Genomic DNA, 16,294 nt, shown 5'->3' with positions numbered 1-16,294 from the left:
CCTAGCTGATCGCGAGGTCGGTGCGGATCGGGCGGCCCTGCGCGGCCCGCCAGACGTTCGACGGGGTCAGGGGCATGTCCGCGTGCCGCACGCCGAACGGCTTGAGCGCGTCGAGCACGGCGTTGACCACCGCGGCCGGGGAGCCGACCGTGGCGGACTCGCCGACGCCCTTGGCGCCGATCGGGTGGTGCGGCGACGGGGTGACGGTCTCGCCGAGCTCCCACGAGGGGCACTCCAGCGCCGTCGGCAGCAGGTAGTCCATCAGCGAGGCGCCGAGGTGGTTGCCGTCCTCGTCGAACGCCATGAGCTGCATGAGCGCCATGCCGATGCCGTCGGCGAGGCCGCCGTGCACCTGGCCCTCGACGATCAGCGGGTTGATCCGCACGCCGCAGTCGTCCACGGCGATGAACCGGCGCACCTTGACCTGGCCGGTGGCCGGGTCGACGTCGACGACGCAGAGGTACGCGCCGAAGGGGTAGGTGAGGTTCGGCGGGTTGTAGACCGTCGTCGCGTCCAGGTGGCCCTCGACGCCCTCGGGCAGCTCGAGGCTCGAGTGCGCGGCCATGGCGATCTCCTGGATCGTCTTGGCCTGGTCGGGGTCGCCCTTGACGAAGAACTTGCCCTTCTCCCACTCCAGGTCGTCCGGGGAGACCTCCAGCATCGCCGAGGCCACGATCCGGGCCCGGTCGCGCACCTTGCGGGCGACGATCGCGGTGGCCGCGCCGGAGACCGGGGTCGAGCGCGAGCCGTAGGTGCCGAGGCCGAACGGGGTCTGGTCGGTGTCGCCGTGCACGACGTCGATGTCGTCGGGCGAGATGCCCAGCTCCTCGGCGACGATCTGGGCGAACGTCGTCTCGTGGCCCTGGCCCTGGGTCTGCACCGACAGCCGCAGCACGGCCTTGCCGGTCGGGTGCACGCGCAGCTCGGCGCCGTCGGCCATGCCCAGCCCGAGGATGTCCATGTGCTTGCGCGGGCCGGCGCCCACGCCCTCGGTGAAGAAGCTCAGGCCGATGCCCATGTACTCGCCGCGCTCGCGCTTCTCGGCCTGCTCCTTGCGCAGCTGGTCGTAGCCGGCCATCTCCAGGGCCAGGCGCAGCGTCCGCGGGTAGTCGCCCGAGTCGTACTCCCAGCCGGTGGGCGTCGTGTACGGGAACTGCTCCGGGCGCAGCAGGTTCTTCATACGCAGCTCGGCCGGGTCCATCTTGAGCTCGAAGGCCAGCACGTCGATCATCCGCTCGACCAGGTAGACGGCCTCGGTGATGCGGAACGAGCACGCGTAGGCCACGCCGCCGGGGGCCTTGTTCGTGTAGACGCCGGTGACGTCGCAGAAGGCGGCCTCCAGGTCGTACGACCCGGTGAAAATGTGGAAGAACCCGGCCGGGAACTTGGTCGGCTGGGCGGTGCCGTTGAAGGCGCCGTGGTCGGCGAGCACCTTGACCCGCAGGGCGCGGATCTTGCCATCCTTCGTGGCCGCGATCTCCCCGTGCATGTGGTAGTCGCGGGCGAACGCGGTGGAGGTCAGGTGCTCGTTGCGGTCCTCCATCCACTTGACCGGCTTGCCGGTGACGATCGAGCCGACGATCGCCAGCACGTAGCCGGGATAGATGCCGACCTTGCCGCCGAAGCCGCCGCCGATGTCGGGCGAGATCACCCGGATCTTGTGCTCGGGCAGCCCGGCGACCAGCGCGTAGACGGTGCGGTGCGCGTGCGGCGCCTGCGTGGTCGAGTAGATGGTCAGCTTGCCGCTGACCTTGTCGAAGTCCGCGACCGCCCCGCAGGTCTCCAGCGGCGACGGGTGCACGCGCGGGTAGAGCACGTCCTCGGCCACCACGACCTCGGCGTCGGCGAAGACCGCGTCGGTCTGCTCCTTGTCGCCAGCGGTCCAGTCGAAGATGTGGTTGTCGGTCTTGCCCTCCTTGTCGTCCCGGATCACCGGGGCGTCGGGGGCGAGGGCCTGCTTGGCGTCGGCGACCACGGGCAGCGGCTCGTAGTCGACCTCGATGAGCTCCAGGGCGTCGCGGGCGATGTAGTGGCTCTCCGCCACCACGAACGCGACCTCCTGGTTCTGGAAGCGCACCTTGTCCGTGGCGAGCACCGCCTGGGTGTCGTACGACAGGGTGGGCATCCAGGCCAGCTTGAGCGTCTCCAGCGTGGCGCCGGTGATGACCGCCTTGACGCCGGGCAGGGCCTCGGCGGCGCTGGTGTCGATCGACAGGATCTTCGCGTGGGCATACGGGCTGCGCAGGAACGAGCCGTGCAGCATGCCCGGCAGCCGGACGTCGTCGACGTAGTTGCCCTTGCCCCGGACGAACCGCGCGTCCTCCTTGCGGTGCATCCGGCCGAAGCCCATTGGTACAGACACTGTGTGATCGGTGACGGTCACGACTGTGTCACCTCCTTTGCCTGGTGCTCGGCGGCCCAGCGCACGGACCGGACGATGTTCTCGTAGCCCGTGCACCGGCACAGCTGCCCGGAGATGGCCTCGCGGATCTCGTGCTCGGACGGGTCGGGGTTCTGCCGCAGCAGCGCCTTGGCGGTGATCATCATGCCCGGCGTGCAGAAGCCGCACTGCAGGCCGTGGCACTGGATGAAGCCCTGCTGCACGGGGTCGAGCCCGTCCGGGCCCTCCAGCCCCTCGACGGTGCCGACCTGCTTGCCGTCGGCCATGACCGCGAGCACGGTGCACGACTTCACCGGCACGCCGTCGAGGGTCACCGTGCACACGCCGCAGTTGGACGTGTCGCAGCCCCAGTGCGTACCGGTGAGGCCGAGCTCGTTGCGCAGGAAGTGCACCAGCAGGAGCCGGGGCTCGACGTCGCGGGTGTGCTGCTCGCCGTTCACCGTGACGGTGATCTGCATGATCAGGCCTCCTGCCCTCGGGCGCGGGCGGTCGCGGCGCGCAGCGCGCGCACGGTCAGCTCGCCGGCGAGGTGCCGCTTGTAGTCGACCGGCCCGCGCTGATCCGCGACCGGGTTGGTGTGCTCGGCGGCGATCCGCCCCGCCTCGGCGAACGTCTCCTCGGTGGCCGGCTTGCCGGCCAGGAACGCCTCCGCCTCGGCCGCCCGGAAGTGCTCGGCCCCGACGGCGGCCAGGCCGATCCCGGCGGTCTTGATCGCGTCACCGTCGAGCCAGACGGCGGCGCCGGCGGCCGCGACCGCCCAGTCGCCGACCCGGCGCTCCACCTTGAGGTACGCCGAGCCGCCGCCCGGCCGGATCGGCACCCGGATCTCGGTGAGCAGCTCACCGGGCTCGACCACGGTCTCGTACGGCCCCACGTGGAACTCGCTGAGCGGCACGGTCCGCGACCCGTCCGGCCCCTGGATCAGCACGGAGGCGTCGACCGCGGCGAACGCGGCGGAGAGGTCCTCGGCCGGATCCGCCTGGCAGAGCGAGCCGCCGACGGTGCCGCGGTTGCGCACGATCGGGTCGGCGATCACCCGCTCGGCGTCGGAGAAGATCCGGTAGTGCTCCTCGACCACCGGCGAGGCCAGCAGCTCGGCGTGGCGGGTGAGCGCGCCGATGCGCAGCTCGGCGCCCTCGACCCGGATGTACGACAGCTCGGTCACGTCGTTGATGTCGATGAGCGCCGTGGGGCGGGCCAGGCGCAGCTTCATCATCGGGATGAGGCTGTGACCGCCGGCGATCACGCGGGCGTCCTCCCCCCACCGGGCCAGTAGTTGCAGGGTCTGGCCTACGCTGGTGGCCTTCGCGTATTCGAATGCGGCGGGTACTTGCATCGCGCCTCCGGTTTTTCGGGTCCGGACAGTGTGCAGGGGTCGACCCGATCGTCGTCCTAAAGCCGACATCCGACAACACTGCGTACGTAGTCGACAGCTTTACAGAGAGTAGTTTCCGTTGGCCGGGCGCGTCTATATGTGCGCAGGAACTGCAAGATTGAGTACGTGGGCGGCCGCAAGCGGGTGACCGCCACCGTTGCCCAGGTCGACGGTGGCGTCGCGGAGCTGTGCCCGGACGACGGCCGTCCGGGCCGCTGGACGCTGCTGCTCGACGGGTATCCGCAGTCCGCGCTCGACCTCGGCGACCCGCGGTTGCTCGACTTCGAATACATGCGCCGGATCGCCTCCGTCGTCGATGCGATGGCCCCGGCCGGCGCGCCGCTGTCCGTGCTGCACCTCGGCGGCGGGGCGCTCACGCTGCCACGGTACGTCGCCGCCACCCGCCCCGGCTCGGTGCAGCGCGTGGTCGAGCGCGACGCCGCGCTCATCGCGTTCGTGCGCCGCGAGCTGCCGCTGCCGCGCGGCGCCGACATCCGGGTCCGCGCCGCCGACGCCCGGGCCGCGGTCGAGTCGCTCGCCGCGGGCCGCTTCGACCTCGTCATCGCCGATGTGTACAGCCGGGCGCGCGTTCCGGCTCACCTCGCGTCGCTGGAGTTTCTGACCGCGGCGATGCGGCTGCTGCGCCCGGGCGGCATCTACGTGGCCAACCTCGCCGACGGCGCCGGGCTCGGCTTCGTCCGCGGCCAGGCCGCCACCCTGCGCCGGGTCTGCGGCGACGTCGTGCTGCTCGCCGAGCCCTCCGTGCTGCGCGGCCGCCGGTTCGGCAACGTGATCCTGGCCGGGGCGGCCGAGCCGGGCCGCATCCCGCGGCCGGAGCTGGCCCGTGCCGCCGCCGGCGACCCGTTCCCGGCCCGGCTGGTGGCCGGCGACGAACTGGCCCGGCTCATCGGCACCGCCCCCGTCGTCACCGACGTCACGGCCACGACCTCGCCCCCGCCGCCGGCCAATTTGTTCTGAGTGGTTGTTACCGACCAGTGGTCGGGAACGAGCTTAGGGATCGTTCAGTTTCCGCATACAGTTCCGGGATGCTCGAATTCGACACCGTCCCCGCCGCGCGCCGCCCCGCCGACGAGCGCGCCGCCCTGCTCGTCGATCCCGGGTTCGGCCGGGTCTTCACCGACCACATGATCACCATTCGGTACTCCGAGGACAAGGGCTGGTACGACGCCCGCCTGGAGCCGTTCGGGCCGCTCTCGCTGTCGCCGGCCACCGCGGCGCTGCACTACGGCCAGGAGCTCTTCGAGGGGCTCAAGGCCTACGCGCTGGACGGCGGGGGCATCGGGCTCTTCCGCCCCGAGGCCAACGCGCGCCGCCTCAACGCGACCGCCGACCGGCTCGCCATGCCGCGCCTGCCCGAGGAGCTGTTCCTGCGCGCGGTGCGCACGCTCGTCGAGGCCGACCGCGACTGGGTGCCCAGCGGCGAGGGGCAGAGCCTCTACCTGCGCCCGTACATGATCGCGACCGACCCGTTCCTCGGCGTGCGGCCGTCGTCGGAGTACCTCTTTGGCGTCATCGCCTCGCCGTCGGGCGCCTACTTCGCCGGCGGCGCCAAGCCGATCACGGTCTGGATCTCGCAGGAATACACGCGCGCCGCCCCCGGCGGCACCGGCGCGGTCAAGGCCGCCGCCAACTATGCGGTCAGCCTCCGCGCCCAGGCCCAGGCCCACGACACGGGCTGCGACCAGGTCGTGTTCCTCGACGCCGTCGAGCGGCGGTGGATCGAGGAGTCGGGCAGCATGAACCTCTTCTTCGTCTACGACCAGGACGGCACCCCGCGGCTGGTGACCCCGCCGCTGAACGGCTCGATCCTGCCCGGCGTGACCCGCGACTCGGTCCTGACCCTCGCCCGCCACCGCGGCTGGACCGTCGAGGAGCGCCCGTATTCGGTGGACGAGTGGCGCGCCGACGCGTCGAGCGGCGCCTTGCGCGAGACCTTCGCCTCCGGCACGGGCGTGGTCATCACCGCGATCGGCACCGCCCGGTCGAAGGACGGCGAGTTCCTCGTCGGCGGCGCGGCGGAGGGCCCGGTCACCACCGCGATCCGCGACCTCATCGTGGGTATCCAGCGCGGCCGCCTGGAGGATCCGTTCGGCTGGTCCGTGCCGGCCTGACCGCGCCGTGCGGGTGGCCGGCGCCGGTCAGTCGGTGGCCAGCTTGGTCACGATCCGGCCCAGCGTCGCCAGGTCGGCGGGGTCCAGGGCGAGCATCTGGGGCGGGGGCTGGGCCAAGATCTGCTCGGCCCGCGCCGCCTCGGCCCGGCCCAGGTCCGTCGCCGTCACGAGCTTGGCGCGGCGGTCGGCCGGGTGCGGCTCCCGGCGGAGCAGGCCGCGCCGCTCCAGGTCGTCGACGACCAGGGTGGTGTAGGGCGCGTCGGTCTGCAGCCGCGCCGCCAGCTCCCGCATCGTCATGGGCTCGACGGCGATCCGGCGCAGCGCCTTGACCCGCACGAAGCTCATGTCCAGGGCCTCGCAGACCTCCTTGCGGCGGTCGTGGCGCTCGTGCACCAGGGCCAGCAGCCCGCGCCAGACCTGCGCGGCCTGGGCGGCGGTGTCCGGATCAGGCATCGACCAGCTCCGCATCGGGTTGTCGGCTCAGCGCGCGGGGTCCGGTGGTGAGCGTACCGACGAGCAGGATGGCGGCGCCGCACCCGGCCACGATCCACCAGCTCGCGTGGCTGGCCGGGGCGAATCCGTCGGCCATCGCGCGGCCGTGCAGGCCGGCGTTGACCACCGCGCCGAGCACGGCAATGCCCAGCACCAGGCCGAACTGCCGGCTGGTCGAGGCGAACGCGGCGGCGACCCCGGCCTGGGCCATCGGCAGGCCGGAGACGGCGGTGACCGTGATCGGCGGATTGATCATGGCGAAGCCGATGCCGAAGGCGACGTACGCCGTGAGCAGCACCCACAGCGGCGTGTGCGGCGTGAGCGAGGCCAGCAGCACGGCGCTGAGGCCGATGCCGGCGCCGCCGGTGAGCAGCGACGGGCGCGGGCCGCGGGTGCCGACCAGGCGGCCCGACAGCGGGCTGAGGACCACCGTGATCGCGGCGATCGGCAGGGTCAGCAGGCCCGCGTGCAGCGGCGAGAAGCCCCGCACGTCCTGCAGGTAGAGGGTGTTGAGCAGCAGGAACCCGGCGAGGGCGCCGAACGCGAGGACCGCGATCGACGTGGCGCCGGCGAACGGCGGGCTGCGGAACAGCGTGATGTCGACCAGCGGCTCCGGCCGCCGCGGCTCGACCAGCAGCAGGGCCACGAGCGCGACGAGCGCCACCGCACCGGCGATCGGCTGGTGCTCGATGATGGCGAAGGTGCCGCTGGCCACCAGGATCAGCACGATGGCCTGGCCGGGCAGGTCGATCCGGCGCGGGCGCGGGGCGCGCGACTCCGGCACGAACAGCGCGGCGAGCACGACGGCGGCGATGCCGATCGGCACGTTGATCCAGAAGATCGTGCGCCAGCCGACGGTCTGCACCAGCAGGCCGCCGACCACCGGGCCGAGCGCGAGGCTGACCCCGACCACGCCGCCCCAGACCCCGACGGCCTGGGCGCGCTCGCGCCGGTCGGTGAACACGTTGGTGATGATCGACATGGCGACCGGGTTCAGCATCGAGCCGCCGACGGCCTGCAGTGCTCGAAAGGCGATCAACCAGCCCAGCGAGGGGGCGATGCCGCACAGCAGCGAGCCGGCGGAGAAGACGATCAGGCCGGTCTGGAAGGTCCGGCGGCGCCCGATCCGGTCGGCGGTGGAGCCGGCCATGAGCAGGAGGCTGGCCAGGACGAGCGTGTAGGCGTCGATCGCCCACTGCAGGCCGGAGAGCGGGGCGTGCAGATCGCGGCCGATCGCCGGCAGCGCGACGTTCACGATCGTGTTGTCGAGGCTGACGACGAGCAGGCTCATGCAGCAGATGCCGAGGATGAGCAGGCGGCGGCTGCGTGATTGTACGACCATAATAATTATGCTCGTACAACGAACTACCCCGGCGCCAGGGGTTGCGGCTCAGATCACGGTCAGTTGCCCTGGGTTAGGGTCGAGTCGGTGATCGTCGTCGCGGTGGCCTGGGTGCCGTCCACCGTGCCCACGACCGTGACGGTGTCCCCGGCCTTGACGTCGGAGACCTGGTCGTCGCCGTTGTCCACGGTGGTGCCGGCGCCGATCACGAACGTCGTCGTGTGCCCGTCCGCGCTCTTCGCGGTGATGGACGTGGCGCTCACGTCGGTCACCGTGCCGGTCTGCAGCCGCTTGGTGACGTAGCCACCGTTGCCGTCGGATGCGGTGAAGTCGCCGTAGAGCGCGCCGGCCACGCCGTCCGCCCCGCCGATCGCGCCGTCGAACCGCGTGAAGCCGCCCGGCCCGCCCATGCCGTTGCCGCCCGGCCCGGCCTGCTGCGAGGTGGGCGAGGAGCCGTTGTCCGCGGCCTTGTACACCGCGAATCCGCCGCCGCCGAGAACCAGGGCCGCGACCACGCCGACGACCACGGTCTTCATCCGTGAGGTCTTCGGCGGGGTCGCGGCCGGCTGCGGGTCGGTGGCCCGGACGGGGGCGGCGGGCTGCTGGTCGGTCTGGCTGCTCATGGGAGGCTCCCTGCGCTCGTCGGTCGGCCCCGCTGCGGGCCGCTCACCAGCAACGATCGCGAGCCTGGCTGGCACGTCGCCGCGCGCAGCTTGGCAGGAGCCTGTGAGCCGCTGTTGTTGATGCGGCGTTTATGCGGCGACGACGGTTTCGCGCTCGGCGGCCGGCGCCGGCGCGCCGCGGCCGGTGCCGGCCGCGGCGTAGCTTGGCGGGAGCCTGTGAGCGGCGGCCTTAGGCGGCCGAGACGGTTTCGCGCTCGGCGGCCGGCGTCGGTGTGCCGCGGCCGGTGCCGGCCCGGCGCAGCCCGGCCGCGCCGACGAGCAGCAGGCCGAACACCGCCCAGGCGGACAGCACCAGCAGGTGCGCACCCGATCCGGCGCCGTCGAAGAACGCGGTGCTGCGCAGCAGCGACCCGGCCGCGCCCGGCGGCAGGAACTGCCCGAACGCGCCCCAGCCCGACGGCAGCATCTCCGGTGCGCTGGTCAGGCCGCTCAGCGGGTTGCCCAGCAGCATCATGACCGCCGCGCCGAGGCCCAGCCCGGCCGCGCCGAGCAGCGCCTCCAGGCCGAGCAGCGTGAACGCGGTCGCGCCGATGGACAGGGCCACCACGCCGCTGTTGGTCCAGTAGTCGCCCTCCAGCGAGCCGAGCCAGTACTGCAGGATCGCGGTGAGCGCGAGCCCGCCCGTGATCGCGAAGGCCAGCGCGCCGGCCACCCGCCGCCCGATCCCGGCGATCAGGTTGGTCAGCAGCCCGGCCGCGACGATGCCGCCGAGCACCAGTGGGAGCGCGCCGGCGGCGAGCCCGGCGCCGCGGGGGTCGTCGGCCGGCAGCGGCACCAGGTCGCGCACGACGGGCGCGCCGGCCCCGCTCTGGCCGAGCGCCTGCGCGACCTGCTGGAGCGCCTGCGCCACGGCCGGGCTGGCCGCCGAGGCGACGATGACCTGGGGGTGGCCGGTGGTGAGGTCGATCGCGCCGTACACCTTCCGGTCCTTGATCAATGCCTCCGCCGCGGCCGTGTCGGCCACCGTCGTCACCTCGAACGCCCCGGGCCGGTTGGCCTGCAGTTGCTGGACGACCTGCGCGGTGGCCGGCGGCGGCCCGGCGACCGCGAGCGGAATGTCGTGCACGGTGGACCGCGTGGCCGGCCAGGCGAACGCGATCATGATCAGGCTGAGCAGGGCGGTGAGCAGGAGCACGATCGCGCCGACGCGAGGCCAGGGCGACCGCTGTGCGCTGTGCTGGGCGGCCATCTGAGTCTCCTAAAAAGGAACGTTCGTTCGCTGTTTTTGAGGATGGTACGGGCGCCCGAGTCCGTCAAGAACGAACGTTCGCTTTTACCTGTGAGCGTCGACTCACGCGGCCCCGCACGGCGGAAATCGCGGGTCACGTCCGCCGGCGGCCACCGGCGCCCGGCCTGCGCGTCCCGACAGGCGGGCAAGGTCTGCGATCACGTCCCGCCGGTCGGGCGCTGCGCGCCGCGCGGCACAGCGCAGGGACCGGATGTCTCCGTGATCATGCGCAACTGGCATCGACACCAACGGTTTTTCATGATCACGGAGTGCTGATGTACTCCCGTGTACCGAAAGGCTCCGGGATCATGGCAAACCTGTGGTGCGGCCACCGCGCACGTCATGATCACGGAGACTTCCGGCGGCCGTCTGACGTCAACGAGCAGGATCAGGCACTGGCCTCGCGCGCCGGGGCGTGGCGGCGGAGGAGGGCCGCTACGGCGTGCGGGCCAACTGCGTGGGCCCCGGCATGCTGACGGGCGCCGGCGGAAGTGGCCAAATCCCGAAATGTCGGGCACTGGCGCGCCCGACATTTCGGATATTTCGGATACGCCCGATTCCTACAGGACCGAGAGGTGCACGTGGTTCGTGTGGTCGCTCGACGGGTCGCCGTTGCCGCCGCTATAGGCGTGCCAGCCCGCGGCCGGCGTCCAGACCTGGCGGAACCAGATCACATACAGCACACCAAGGGACGAGGCGTTCTTGACGAAGAACGCGGCCAGGTTGGTGCCGTAGGTCTTCGACGCGCCCGTCGCCACCCCGCCGAAGCCGTCCGAGTCGGCGGCGAAGTCGCAGGCCCGGCCCTTCGGATGCTCATACGGCCCGGACGGGCGGAAACAGGAGTAGAAGTGCGTGAACCCGGCCTTGCGGGCCTCCTGCGCCGCGTGCAGCATGCGCGGCGTGATGCAGCCCGTCGTGGTCGGGTCGTCGATGATGCAGTTCTCCTTCGGCCAGGTGCCGTCGGCGTTGCGCGGGGCCGGGTTGGCCAGCGGGGAGTTCACGCTGACGTAGCCGTCGGCCTTGCCCTTCATCTTCGCCAGCGCCGCCTCGGCGTCCTGCTTCTTCTTGGCCTGGATGTTCGCCTGCGCCTGCTGCTTGGCGACCTCGTCGTCGATCGCCTGCTTGGCGCCGGCGAGGTCGGCCTGCAGCTTGGTCAGCCGGGCGATCTGCCGGTCGTTGTACTGCGCGATCGTGTTCACCAGCACGATCCGGTCCATGAACTGCTCGGCCGAGTCGGTGGTGATCAGCGCGGCGGTCAGCCGGATGTTGCCGCCGGTGCGGTAGGCCGCGGCCGCGATCACGTTGACGCTGGCCCGGATCGGCTCCAGCTCCTTCTCCATCGAGGCCATCTGCTGCTCGAGCTCGGCCTGGCGCTTCTTCGACGCCTCGAGTGTCGCCTGCGCCTGCAGCCACTCGGTGTTGGCCGAGTCGAGCTTGTCGCCCAGCGTGAGGTTGCCCGTGCCCTCGTCGGGCGGGGCTGTGGGATCGCCCGGAGCGGCCGCCGCGGGGGTCGCCAGGGCGGCGATCAGCACGAGCGCCGCAACCACGAACATCAGTCCCCGGCGCAGCATGCGGTGAGAGTACCGAACCCAGATGGCTCGGCACAGGAGCGAGAAACGCTCCCGGGTGACTACGCAAAGTGACGTTGAACTCCGTCTGCGTGCGGTTCGTAACCACGGTTATGCGTGGCCGCCGACACGCTTCGTCGCCGCCCAGCTCGCGGTCCGTGGTCGCCGTTCCGGATCGCTCCGAGCCGCCGCCGATCGTGTGACGAGCGCCACTCCCGCCCGGGTGATTCGAACACGTGTCGGGCGTGTCGGGTCGGGCCATCGACCGTTGCTTTGCTAGCGTGCCCGCTAGCAAACGGCTAGCGGGAGTGATGTTGGAAGCGACAGAGAAGACGGTGGCGATGCCGCCACAACGGCCGCGGTTCGAGCGGGTCCAGCTCAACACCCGGGTCCGGGTGGAGATCGAGCAGATGCTGCAGCGGTTCGTCGTCGACCACAACACCACGGTGCAGAGCTCCGTGGACCTGGCGCTGGCGGAGTTTCTTGCGGCCCGGGGCTATCCGCTGCCCCAGCCGAACGACGACGGGAGAAGCCGGTGAGCACGCCGGGCATCAATCAGCTCGACGCCGATCTGCAGAAAACGGTCCGGCGCACGTCCTACATGCGGCAGCTCTTCTACATCGTCGTCCTGCTCGTCGCCCTGGCCGGCCAGGTCTCCGGCGCGGTGCAGGCGCTGGGCATCCCGATGATCTGGGCGATCCCCGCCGTCGGGGCGCTCGAGCTCGGCGGCATCGTCGTGCTGGCCAACGCCGACGTGCGGCGCCGGCTCGGCGAGAAGGCGACCGCCTCGCGCATCCTGTCGGCCGCCATCGCCGCGTTCGCGGTCGCGTTCAACTGGATGGCCCACGAGAACAAGCTCATGGCCGGGTTCTTCGCCGGGATGTCCGCGCTGGGGTATCTCGTCTGGCTCATGCACACCGAGAACCAGCGCCGCGACCGGCTGCGGGCCAAGGGTGACCTGCCGCCGACCACCCCCGCCTACGAGGTCGTCGGCCACTGGGTCCGCCACCCCTGGCTGACCCTGCGCGCCAAGAACCTGGCCAAGGCCGACCCGCGCCTGGGGCTCTACAGCTCCATCGCGGCGGCCAAGGCGGAGAAGCGCAAGGAGCAGCGCACGTCGGCGATCGCGAAGGTGCTGCACCGCAAGATCCGCTCCGCGGTCGACCCGACGACGGCCGACATCGCCGTCGCCGTGTACGACCTCGACGAGATCGCGGTGCGCCTCGCCGACGGCGCCGACTACGACGGCCTGACCGCGCTCATCGCCGCCGACCTCGCCCCGGCCCGGCTGGCCGCGGTGACCGGGACGCCCCCGGGCGCCCTGCCCCCGGCCAAGCGCGCCGCCAGGGCCGGCGAGCTACCGGTGCTCGACACCGAGGAGCAGCGTGCACTGCCCACCGCCGCCGCCCGGGAGGGCGCCGAGGAGCGCCGCACCGAGCCGCGGCGGCCGGCGGACGACGACGAGCGGCGGGCGGCCCGCGAGGCGGTGGCCCGCGCCGCGGAAGCCGCCGAGCTGACCGCGGCCGAGCCCGCCGCCCCCGGGCCGTTGGGTCACATGCGGGGCGAGCTGGAGGCCATCCTGCCCGCGGCGCCGCAGCCGCGGCGGTCCCGCACGCGCACGGCGCCGGTCACCCACGAGGCCAGTGACGTGGTCGAGATCGCCGAGGAGCCGACGCTCTCCCCGACGCCGCTGATCCGCGAGGGCTCCCTGCGCAACCAGGTCTACCAGGTGCTGCACGACCACGTGCCGCCGAACGACCGCAGCGACGTGGTGGCGCTGACCACCCTCGTGGGCGACCTGCTCGACCTCGACGACGTGGAGCGGCTCACCGCCTCCAACTACGTGCGGACGTGGAAGGGCGAGGTCGAAGCCGGCCGCCGCAGCGCGGTCAACGGCCGCCACCTGGAGGGCATCCTCCCGGGCAAGGCCTGAACCGGGACACAACACGAAACAGGCGATAAGCCGGGCCACGGAGCGGCCTGACTTATCGCCTGTATGGCTTTGCTGACCCGAGCGGGTCAGGTGTGTGCGGGGGTGAGGGCCCGTTGGCACACGCGGCGGGCCCACTGGATGCGGTTCAGCGCGATCTCCGGGCGGTCGCCGAAGACCTCGGCGGCGCGGGCGTAGCACTCGTTGGGGCCGAGGCGCTCGAGCGTGGCGTCCACCGTCGCCCGGACGGTGGCGTCGTCGGGTTCGGCGCTGCACGGGGTGTCGGAGACGAACAGTGCCATGCACAGCACCGGGTCAACCGGGCAGGTCGTCATGGTGGATCACCTGTTCAAGGGGTGTTGTTGACCCTTACACCGTCCTCCGGCCGGCCCGGCCGCGCTTCGGCGCCAGCGGGGCTTTACGCCTGCGGGTTTCCGCACCCGCGAGTTCCGGCTGGCCGCCATACGGTACTCACCCGGAATCACCCTCCGCGGGGGCGGTCGCGAGCGGGATCGTGATGCTCAGCCGGGTGCCCGCGCCGGGCCGGCTGGCGATCTGCATGGTGCCGCCGAGCGCGGCCACCCGGTCGCCGAGGCCGGTCAGGCCCGTGCCGGTGCCCGGGTCGGCGCCCCCGACGCCGTCGTCCTCGACGGCCAGCAGCAGGCGCCCCCGCTCGACGCCGGCGGTGACCGAGATGACGGTCGCGTGCGCGTGCCGGATGGCGTTGGTCAGGGCCTCCGCCACTACGTAGTACACACCGATCTCGACCTTGGCGTCCAGTCGCTCCGGCAGGTCCAGGCGCAGGTCCACCGGCACGGGGGAGCGGCGGGCGAGCGACTTGATCGCCGGGTTCAGGCCACCCTCGGACAGGATCGAGGGGTGGATGCCCCGGGCCAGCTCGCGCAGCTCGTCGATGGCGTCGGACAGGTCGCTGCCGATGGTGTGCAGGCGCTTCTGCACGCCGTCGCTGACCTGGGTCTCGGTCGCGCGCAGGGCCAGCAGCAGGGCGATGAGCCGCTGCTGGGTGCCGTCGTGCAGGTCGCGCTCGATGCGTCGGCGGCTCTCGTCGGTGGCGGCGACCACGCGGGCGCGGGAGGCGGTCAGGTCGGCGCGGGCCTGCGAGTTGGCGATCGCGCTCGCGACCAGCTCGGTGAACTCGGCCGCCCGCTCGGCGTCGTGCTGCTGCAGCGGTTGGGAGCAGGTGGACAGGGCCTTGAGCGCGCCCCAGACCCGGCCCGCGACCAGCACCGGTGCGCCGATCGCGGAGCGGATCGAGGGGTCGCTGAACTCGTGGTGCAGGAAGTCGGCGCTGCGCGCGCCGGCCATGCGGATCGGCTTGCCGGAGCGCAGCACGCGCCCGGCGATGCCGGTGTCGGCGATCCTCACCTTGCCCAGCTTCACCCGGTGTGCCGGGTCCCGGCTCCAGCTGGCCACGACGGAGGCGTTGCCGTCGGGCTCGAAGCGCAGCAGTACCGCGGCGTCGGCCCCGAAGAGCTTGCCGGCCTCCTCGGTCACCGCGCCGAACACGTCCTCGGCCGCCTGGCCGTGCGCGGCGACGGTGGCCACCCGGCGCAGCGCGGTCTGCTCGGCCGCGACCGCGGCGAGCATCTCCCGGCCCTTGCCGATCGCGGCGACCATGGCATTGAACGTTCGCTGCAAGGCGCCCACCTCGGCCGGCCCGTTGGTCGGGACCCGCATCGAGAGGTCGCCGCCGGCGACGACGTCGGCCGCCATCACCATGCGGTGCAGCGGGCGCACCACCATGACGGCGAGCGACCGGGTCAGCAGGGCCACGGCGAGCATCGACACCCCGAAGCCGGCGATGCCCGCGATGACGGCCCGCCGGCCGGCGATCGCCGCCTCGGCGTGCGCCTGGTCCACCATGGTGCGCTGGCTCGCCTGGAACTGCTCGAACTCGGTGCGCAGCGCGGCGACGTGCTGCTGGCCGTCGCGGATGGACTGCGCGTCGATGTTCTCCGGCTCGCCGGCCTGGTCCCGGGCGATGCCGGGGTCGGCGTAGTTGTCGAGGTACATGGTGACGTCGTTGTTGAGCGTCGCGACCCGGACCACCTGGGCTGAGTCGCCCGCCACGGATGAGGCGAGATCCTGCTGCCGGTGGGGAATCTGCTGCTGGGCGCGGATCCACGGCTGCAGCAGCGCGCGGTCGTGGGTGAGCGCGTAGCCGCGCCGCCCGGCCTCGACGTCGAGCACCAGGCGTTCGAGGGTGTTACCGGCGGAGACCGCGGCCTCCGACCGGGTCACCATGTTGACCGAGGCCCGCAACTGGTACACGGAGAAGAGGATCACGACGAACGCCGCGCTGATGAGCAGCGTGAACAGTGCGCTGGTCACCGCGAGGCGGACGGTCAACCCCCCGTGCATGGGGGATGACTACCCCCACTCGCGGAGATATGTTGGATTTGATGGCATTTGAGGCGAGTACGGCGCTCCGTCGTTCGGTGGTGATCGCCGACGACGACGTGCTGCTGCGTGAGGGGCTGGCGAGCCTGCTCGACCGGCACGGCTTCAGCGTCGCCGGGCTCGCCGACGACGGCTCGCACCTGCTGGACCTGGTCGAGAAGACCAACCCGGACATCGCCATCGTCGACATCCGCATGCCACCCACGCACACCACCGAGGGCCTGGCCGCGGCCCGGGAGATCCGTCGCCGCTTCCCCAGCGTGGCCATCCTGGTGCTGTCCGCGTTCGTCGAGGTGGAGCACGCGATCGAGTTGCTGGCCAGCGGTGAGCGGATCGGGTACCTGCTCAAGAGCCGCGTCACCGACGTCGACGAGTTCGTCGAGACCCTGCACCGGGTGCACGACGGCGGCACCGTCGTCGACCCGGCCGTGGTTCAGGAACTGGTCGCCGCGCACCGCCGGCGCGACCCGCTCGACGTGCTCAGCCCGCGCGAGCGCGAGGTGCTCGCCCTGATGGCGGAGGGCCGCTCCAACGCCGGCGTGGCCAAGGCGCTATGGGTCACCGAGGGCACCATCGAGAAGCACGTCCGCTCCATCCTCACCAAGCTCGATCTGCCCGAGACCGACGAGACCCACCGCCGTGTGCTCGCGGTGCTCACCTTCCTCGAGGCCGCCTCGGCCGGCACCTGATCATCCCGGGGCCGGAGCGAACGTTTGATCGCG

General features: G+C 72.0%; 15 protein-coding genes. 5 read left to right on the top strand and 10 right to left on the bottom strand.

Annotation, left to right across the window (positions count from 1 at the left end; translation table 11 throughout):
• Position 1: 1 nt before the first annotated feature.
• The 3 genes from ACQPXD_RS52675 to ACQPXD_RS52665 are packed head-to-tail and all read right to left on the bottom strand — an operon-like array spanning position 2 to position 3,737.
• A complete protein-coding gene (locus ACQPXD_RS52675; RefSeq protein ID WP_432832169.1) occupies positions 2–2,383 on the bottom strand; it encodes an aerobic carbon-monoxide dehydrogenase large subunit in 2,382 nt (793 codons plus the stop codon).
• Positions 2,380–2,859, bottom strand: coding sequence for a (2Fe-2S)-binding protein (locus ACQPXD_RS52670; RefSeq protein WP_432832167.1), 480 nt, complete (start codon positions 2,857–2,859; stop codon positions 2,380–2,382). Before ACQPXD_RS52670 ends, ACQPXD_RS52675 begins: the two co-directional genes overlap by 4 nt.
• 2 nt (positions 2,860–2,861) lie before the next feature.
• Positions 2,862–3,737, bottom strand: coding sequence for an FAD binding domain-containing protein (locus ACQPXD_RS52665; RefSeq protein WP_432832165.1), 876 nt, complete (start codon positions 3,735–3,737; stop codon positions 2,862–2,864).
• A gap of 165 nt (positions 3,738–3,902) precedes the next feature.
• On the opposite strand from ACQPXD_RS52665, the gene ACQPXD_RS52660 reads away from it, so the two are divergent.
• Positions 3,903–4,754, top strand: coding sequence for a spermidine synthase (locus ACQPXD_RS52660; RefSeq protein WP_432832163.1), 852 nt, complete (start codon positions 3,903–3,905; stop codon positions 4,752–4,754).
• 68 nt (positions 4,755–4,822) lie between these two features.
• Positions 4,823–5,908 (top strand): branched-chain amino acid aminotransferase, encoded by a 1,086-nt coding sequence (locus ACQPXD_RS52655; protein WP_432832161.1) that lies wholly within the window; start codon positions 4,823–4,825, stop codon positions 5,906–5,908.
• A gap of 27 nt (positions 5,909–5,935) precedes the next feature.
• Here the strand turns inward: ACQPXD_RS52655 and ACQPXD_RS52650 are convergent, their stop codons facing one another.
• The 5 genes from ACQPXD_RS52650 to ACQPXD_RS52630 all read right to left on the bottom strand — a co-directional run bounded on the left by ACQPXD_RS52650 (position 5,936) and on the right by ACQPXD_RS52630 (position 11,224).
• Positions 5,936–6,361 carry a MarR family winged helix-turn-helix transcriptional regulator gene (locus ACQPXD_RS52650; RefSeq protein ID WP_432832159.1) on the bottom strand — a complete coding sequence of 142 codons (426 nt, stop codon included), beginning with the start codon at positions 6,359–6,361 and terminating at the stop codon, positions 5,936–5,938.
• A complete protein-coding gene (locus ACQPXD_RS52645; protein ID WP_432832157.1) occupies positions 6,354–7,742 on the bottom strand; it encodes an MFS transporter in 1,389 nt (462 codons plus the stop codon). The genes ACQPXD_RS52650 and ACQPXD_RS52645 overlap by 8 nt, the downstream gene beginning before the upstream one ends.
• A 59-nt stretch (positions 7,743–7,801) precedes the next feature.
• Positions 7,802–8,365: a hypothetical protein gene (locus ACQPXD_RS52640; RefSeq protein ID WP_432832155.1), complete on the bottom strand. Its 564-nt coding sequence runs from the start codon at positions 8,363–8,365 to the stop codon at positions 7,802–7,804.
• Between the two features lie 229 nt (positions 8,366–8,594).
• Positions 8,595–9,614 (bottom strand): hypothetical protein, encoded by a 1,020-nt coding sequence (locus ACQPXD_RS52635; RefSeq protein WP_432832153.1) that lies wholly within the window; start codon positions 9,612–9,614, stop codon positions 8,595–8,597.
• Positions 9,615–10,213: 599 nt separating this feature from the next.
• Positions 10,214–11,224, bottom strand: a complete 1,011-nt coding sequence (locus ACQPXD_RS52630) for a coiled-coil domain-containing protein (RefSeq protein WP_432832151.1) — start codon at positions 11,222–11,224, stop codon at positions 10,214–10,216.
• A gap of 308 nt (positions 11,225–11,532) precedes the next feature.
• On the opposite strand from ACQPXD_RS52630, the gene ACQPXD_RS52625 reads away from it, so the two are divergent.
• Both ACQPXD_RS52625 and ACQPXD_RS52620 read left to right on the top strand, forming a co-directional pair.
• Positions 11,533–11,760, top strand: a complete 228-nt coding sequence (locus ACQPXD_RS52625) for a hypothetical protein (RefSeq protein WP_432832149.1) — start codon at positions 11,533–11,535, stop codon at positions 11,758–11,760.
• Entirely contained in the window at positions 11,757–13,154 is a 1,398-nt protein-coding gene (locus ACQPXD_RS52620) for a hypothetical protein (protein ID WP_432832147.1), read from the top strand. The genes ACQPXD_RS52625 and ACQPXD_RS52620 overlap by 4 nt, the downstream gene beginning before the upstream one ends.
• An 86-nt stretch (positions 13,155–13,240) precedes the next feature.
• Here ACQPXD_RS52620 and ACQPXD_RS52615 read toward each other — a convergent pair whose 3' ends face one another.
• Positions 13,241–13,486, bottom strand: coding sequence for a hypothetical protein (locus tag ACQPXD_RS52615; RefSeq protein WP_432832146.1), 246 nt, complete (start codon positions 13,484–13,486; stop codon positions 13,241–13,243).
• Between the two features lie 136 nt (positions 13,487–13,622).
• Positions 13,623–15,533, bottom strand: coding sequence for a CHASE3 domain-containing protein (locus tag ACQPXD_RS52610; RefSeq protein ID WP_432832144.1), 1,911 nt, complete (start codon positions 15,531–15,533; stop codon positions 13,623–13,625).
• Between the two features lie 41 nt (positions 15,534–15,574).
• On the opposite strand from ACQPXD_RS52610, the gene ACQPXD_RS52605 reads away from it, so the two are divergent.
• Complete coding sequence (locus ACQPXD_RS52605; RefSeq protein ID WP_432832142.1) at positions 15,575–16,261, top strand: response regulator transcription factor; 687 nt, start codon at positions 15,575–15,577, stop codon at positions 16,259–16,261.
• Positions 16,262–16,294: the final 33 nt, after the last annotated feature.

Origin of the sequence: Dactylosporangium sp. CA-092794 (assembly GCF_050948465.1) — a bacterium.
Classification (GTDB): Bacteria; Actinomycetota; Actinomycetes; order Mycobacteriales; family Micromonosporaceae; genus Dactylosporangium.
Note: the sequence above shows the minus strand (reverse complement) of the source record. Positions and strands in the feature narration are given on the sequence as shown.

Coding starts and splice junctions, on each gene's coding strand:
- ACQPXD_RS52670 (WP_432832167.1), bottom strand. CDS start 2,859: ATGCAGATCACCGTCACGGTGAACGGCGAGCAGCACACCCGCGACGTC.
- ACQPXD_RS52665 (WP_432832165.1), bottom strand. CDS start 3,737: ATGCAAGTACCCGCCGCATTCGAATACGCGAAGGCCACCAGCGTAGGC.
- ACQPXD_RS52655 (WP_432832161.1), top strand. CDS start 4,823: ATGCTCGAATTCGACACCGTCCCCGCCGCGCGCCGCCCCGCCGACGAG.
- ACQPXD_RS52650 (WP_432832159.1), bottom strand. CDS start 6,361: ATGCCTGATCCGGACACCGCCGCCCAGGCCGCGCAGGTCTGGCGCGGG.
- ACQPXD_RS52645 (WP_432832157.1), bottom strand. CDS start 7,742: ATGGTCGTACAATCACGCAGCCGCCGCCTGCTCATCCTCGGCATCTGC.
- ACQPXD_RS52640 (WP_432832155.1), bottom strand. CDS start 8,365: ATGAGCAGCCAGACCGACCAGCAGCCCGCCGCCCCCGTCCGGGCCACC.
- ACQPXD_RS52635 (WP_432832153.1), bottom strand. CDS start 9,614: ATGGCCGCCCAGCACAGCGCACAGCGGTCGCCCTGGCCTCGCGTCGGC.
- ACQPXD_RS52630 (WP_432832151.1), bottom strand. CDS start 11,224: ATGCTGCGCCGGGGACTGATGTTCGTGGTTGCGGCGCTCGTGCTGATC.
- ACQPXD_RS52625 (WP_432832149.1), top strand. CDS start 11,533: ATGTTGGAAGCGACAGAGAAGACGGTGGCGATGCCGCCACAACGGCCG.
- ACQPXD_RS52615 (WP_432832146.1), bottom strand. CDS start 13,486: ATGACGACCTGCCCGGTTGACCCGGTGCTGTGCATGGCACTGTTCGTC.
- ACQPXD_RS52610 (WP_432832144.1), bottom strand. CDS start 15,533: ATGCACGGGGGGTTGACCGTCCGCCTCGCGGTGACCAGCGCACTGTTC.
- ACQPXD_RS52605 (WP_432832142.1), top strand. CDS start 15,575: ATGGCATTTGAGGCGAGTACGGCGCTCCGTCGTTCGGTGGTGATCGCC.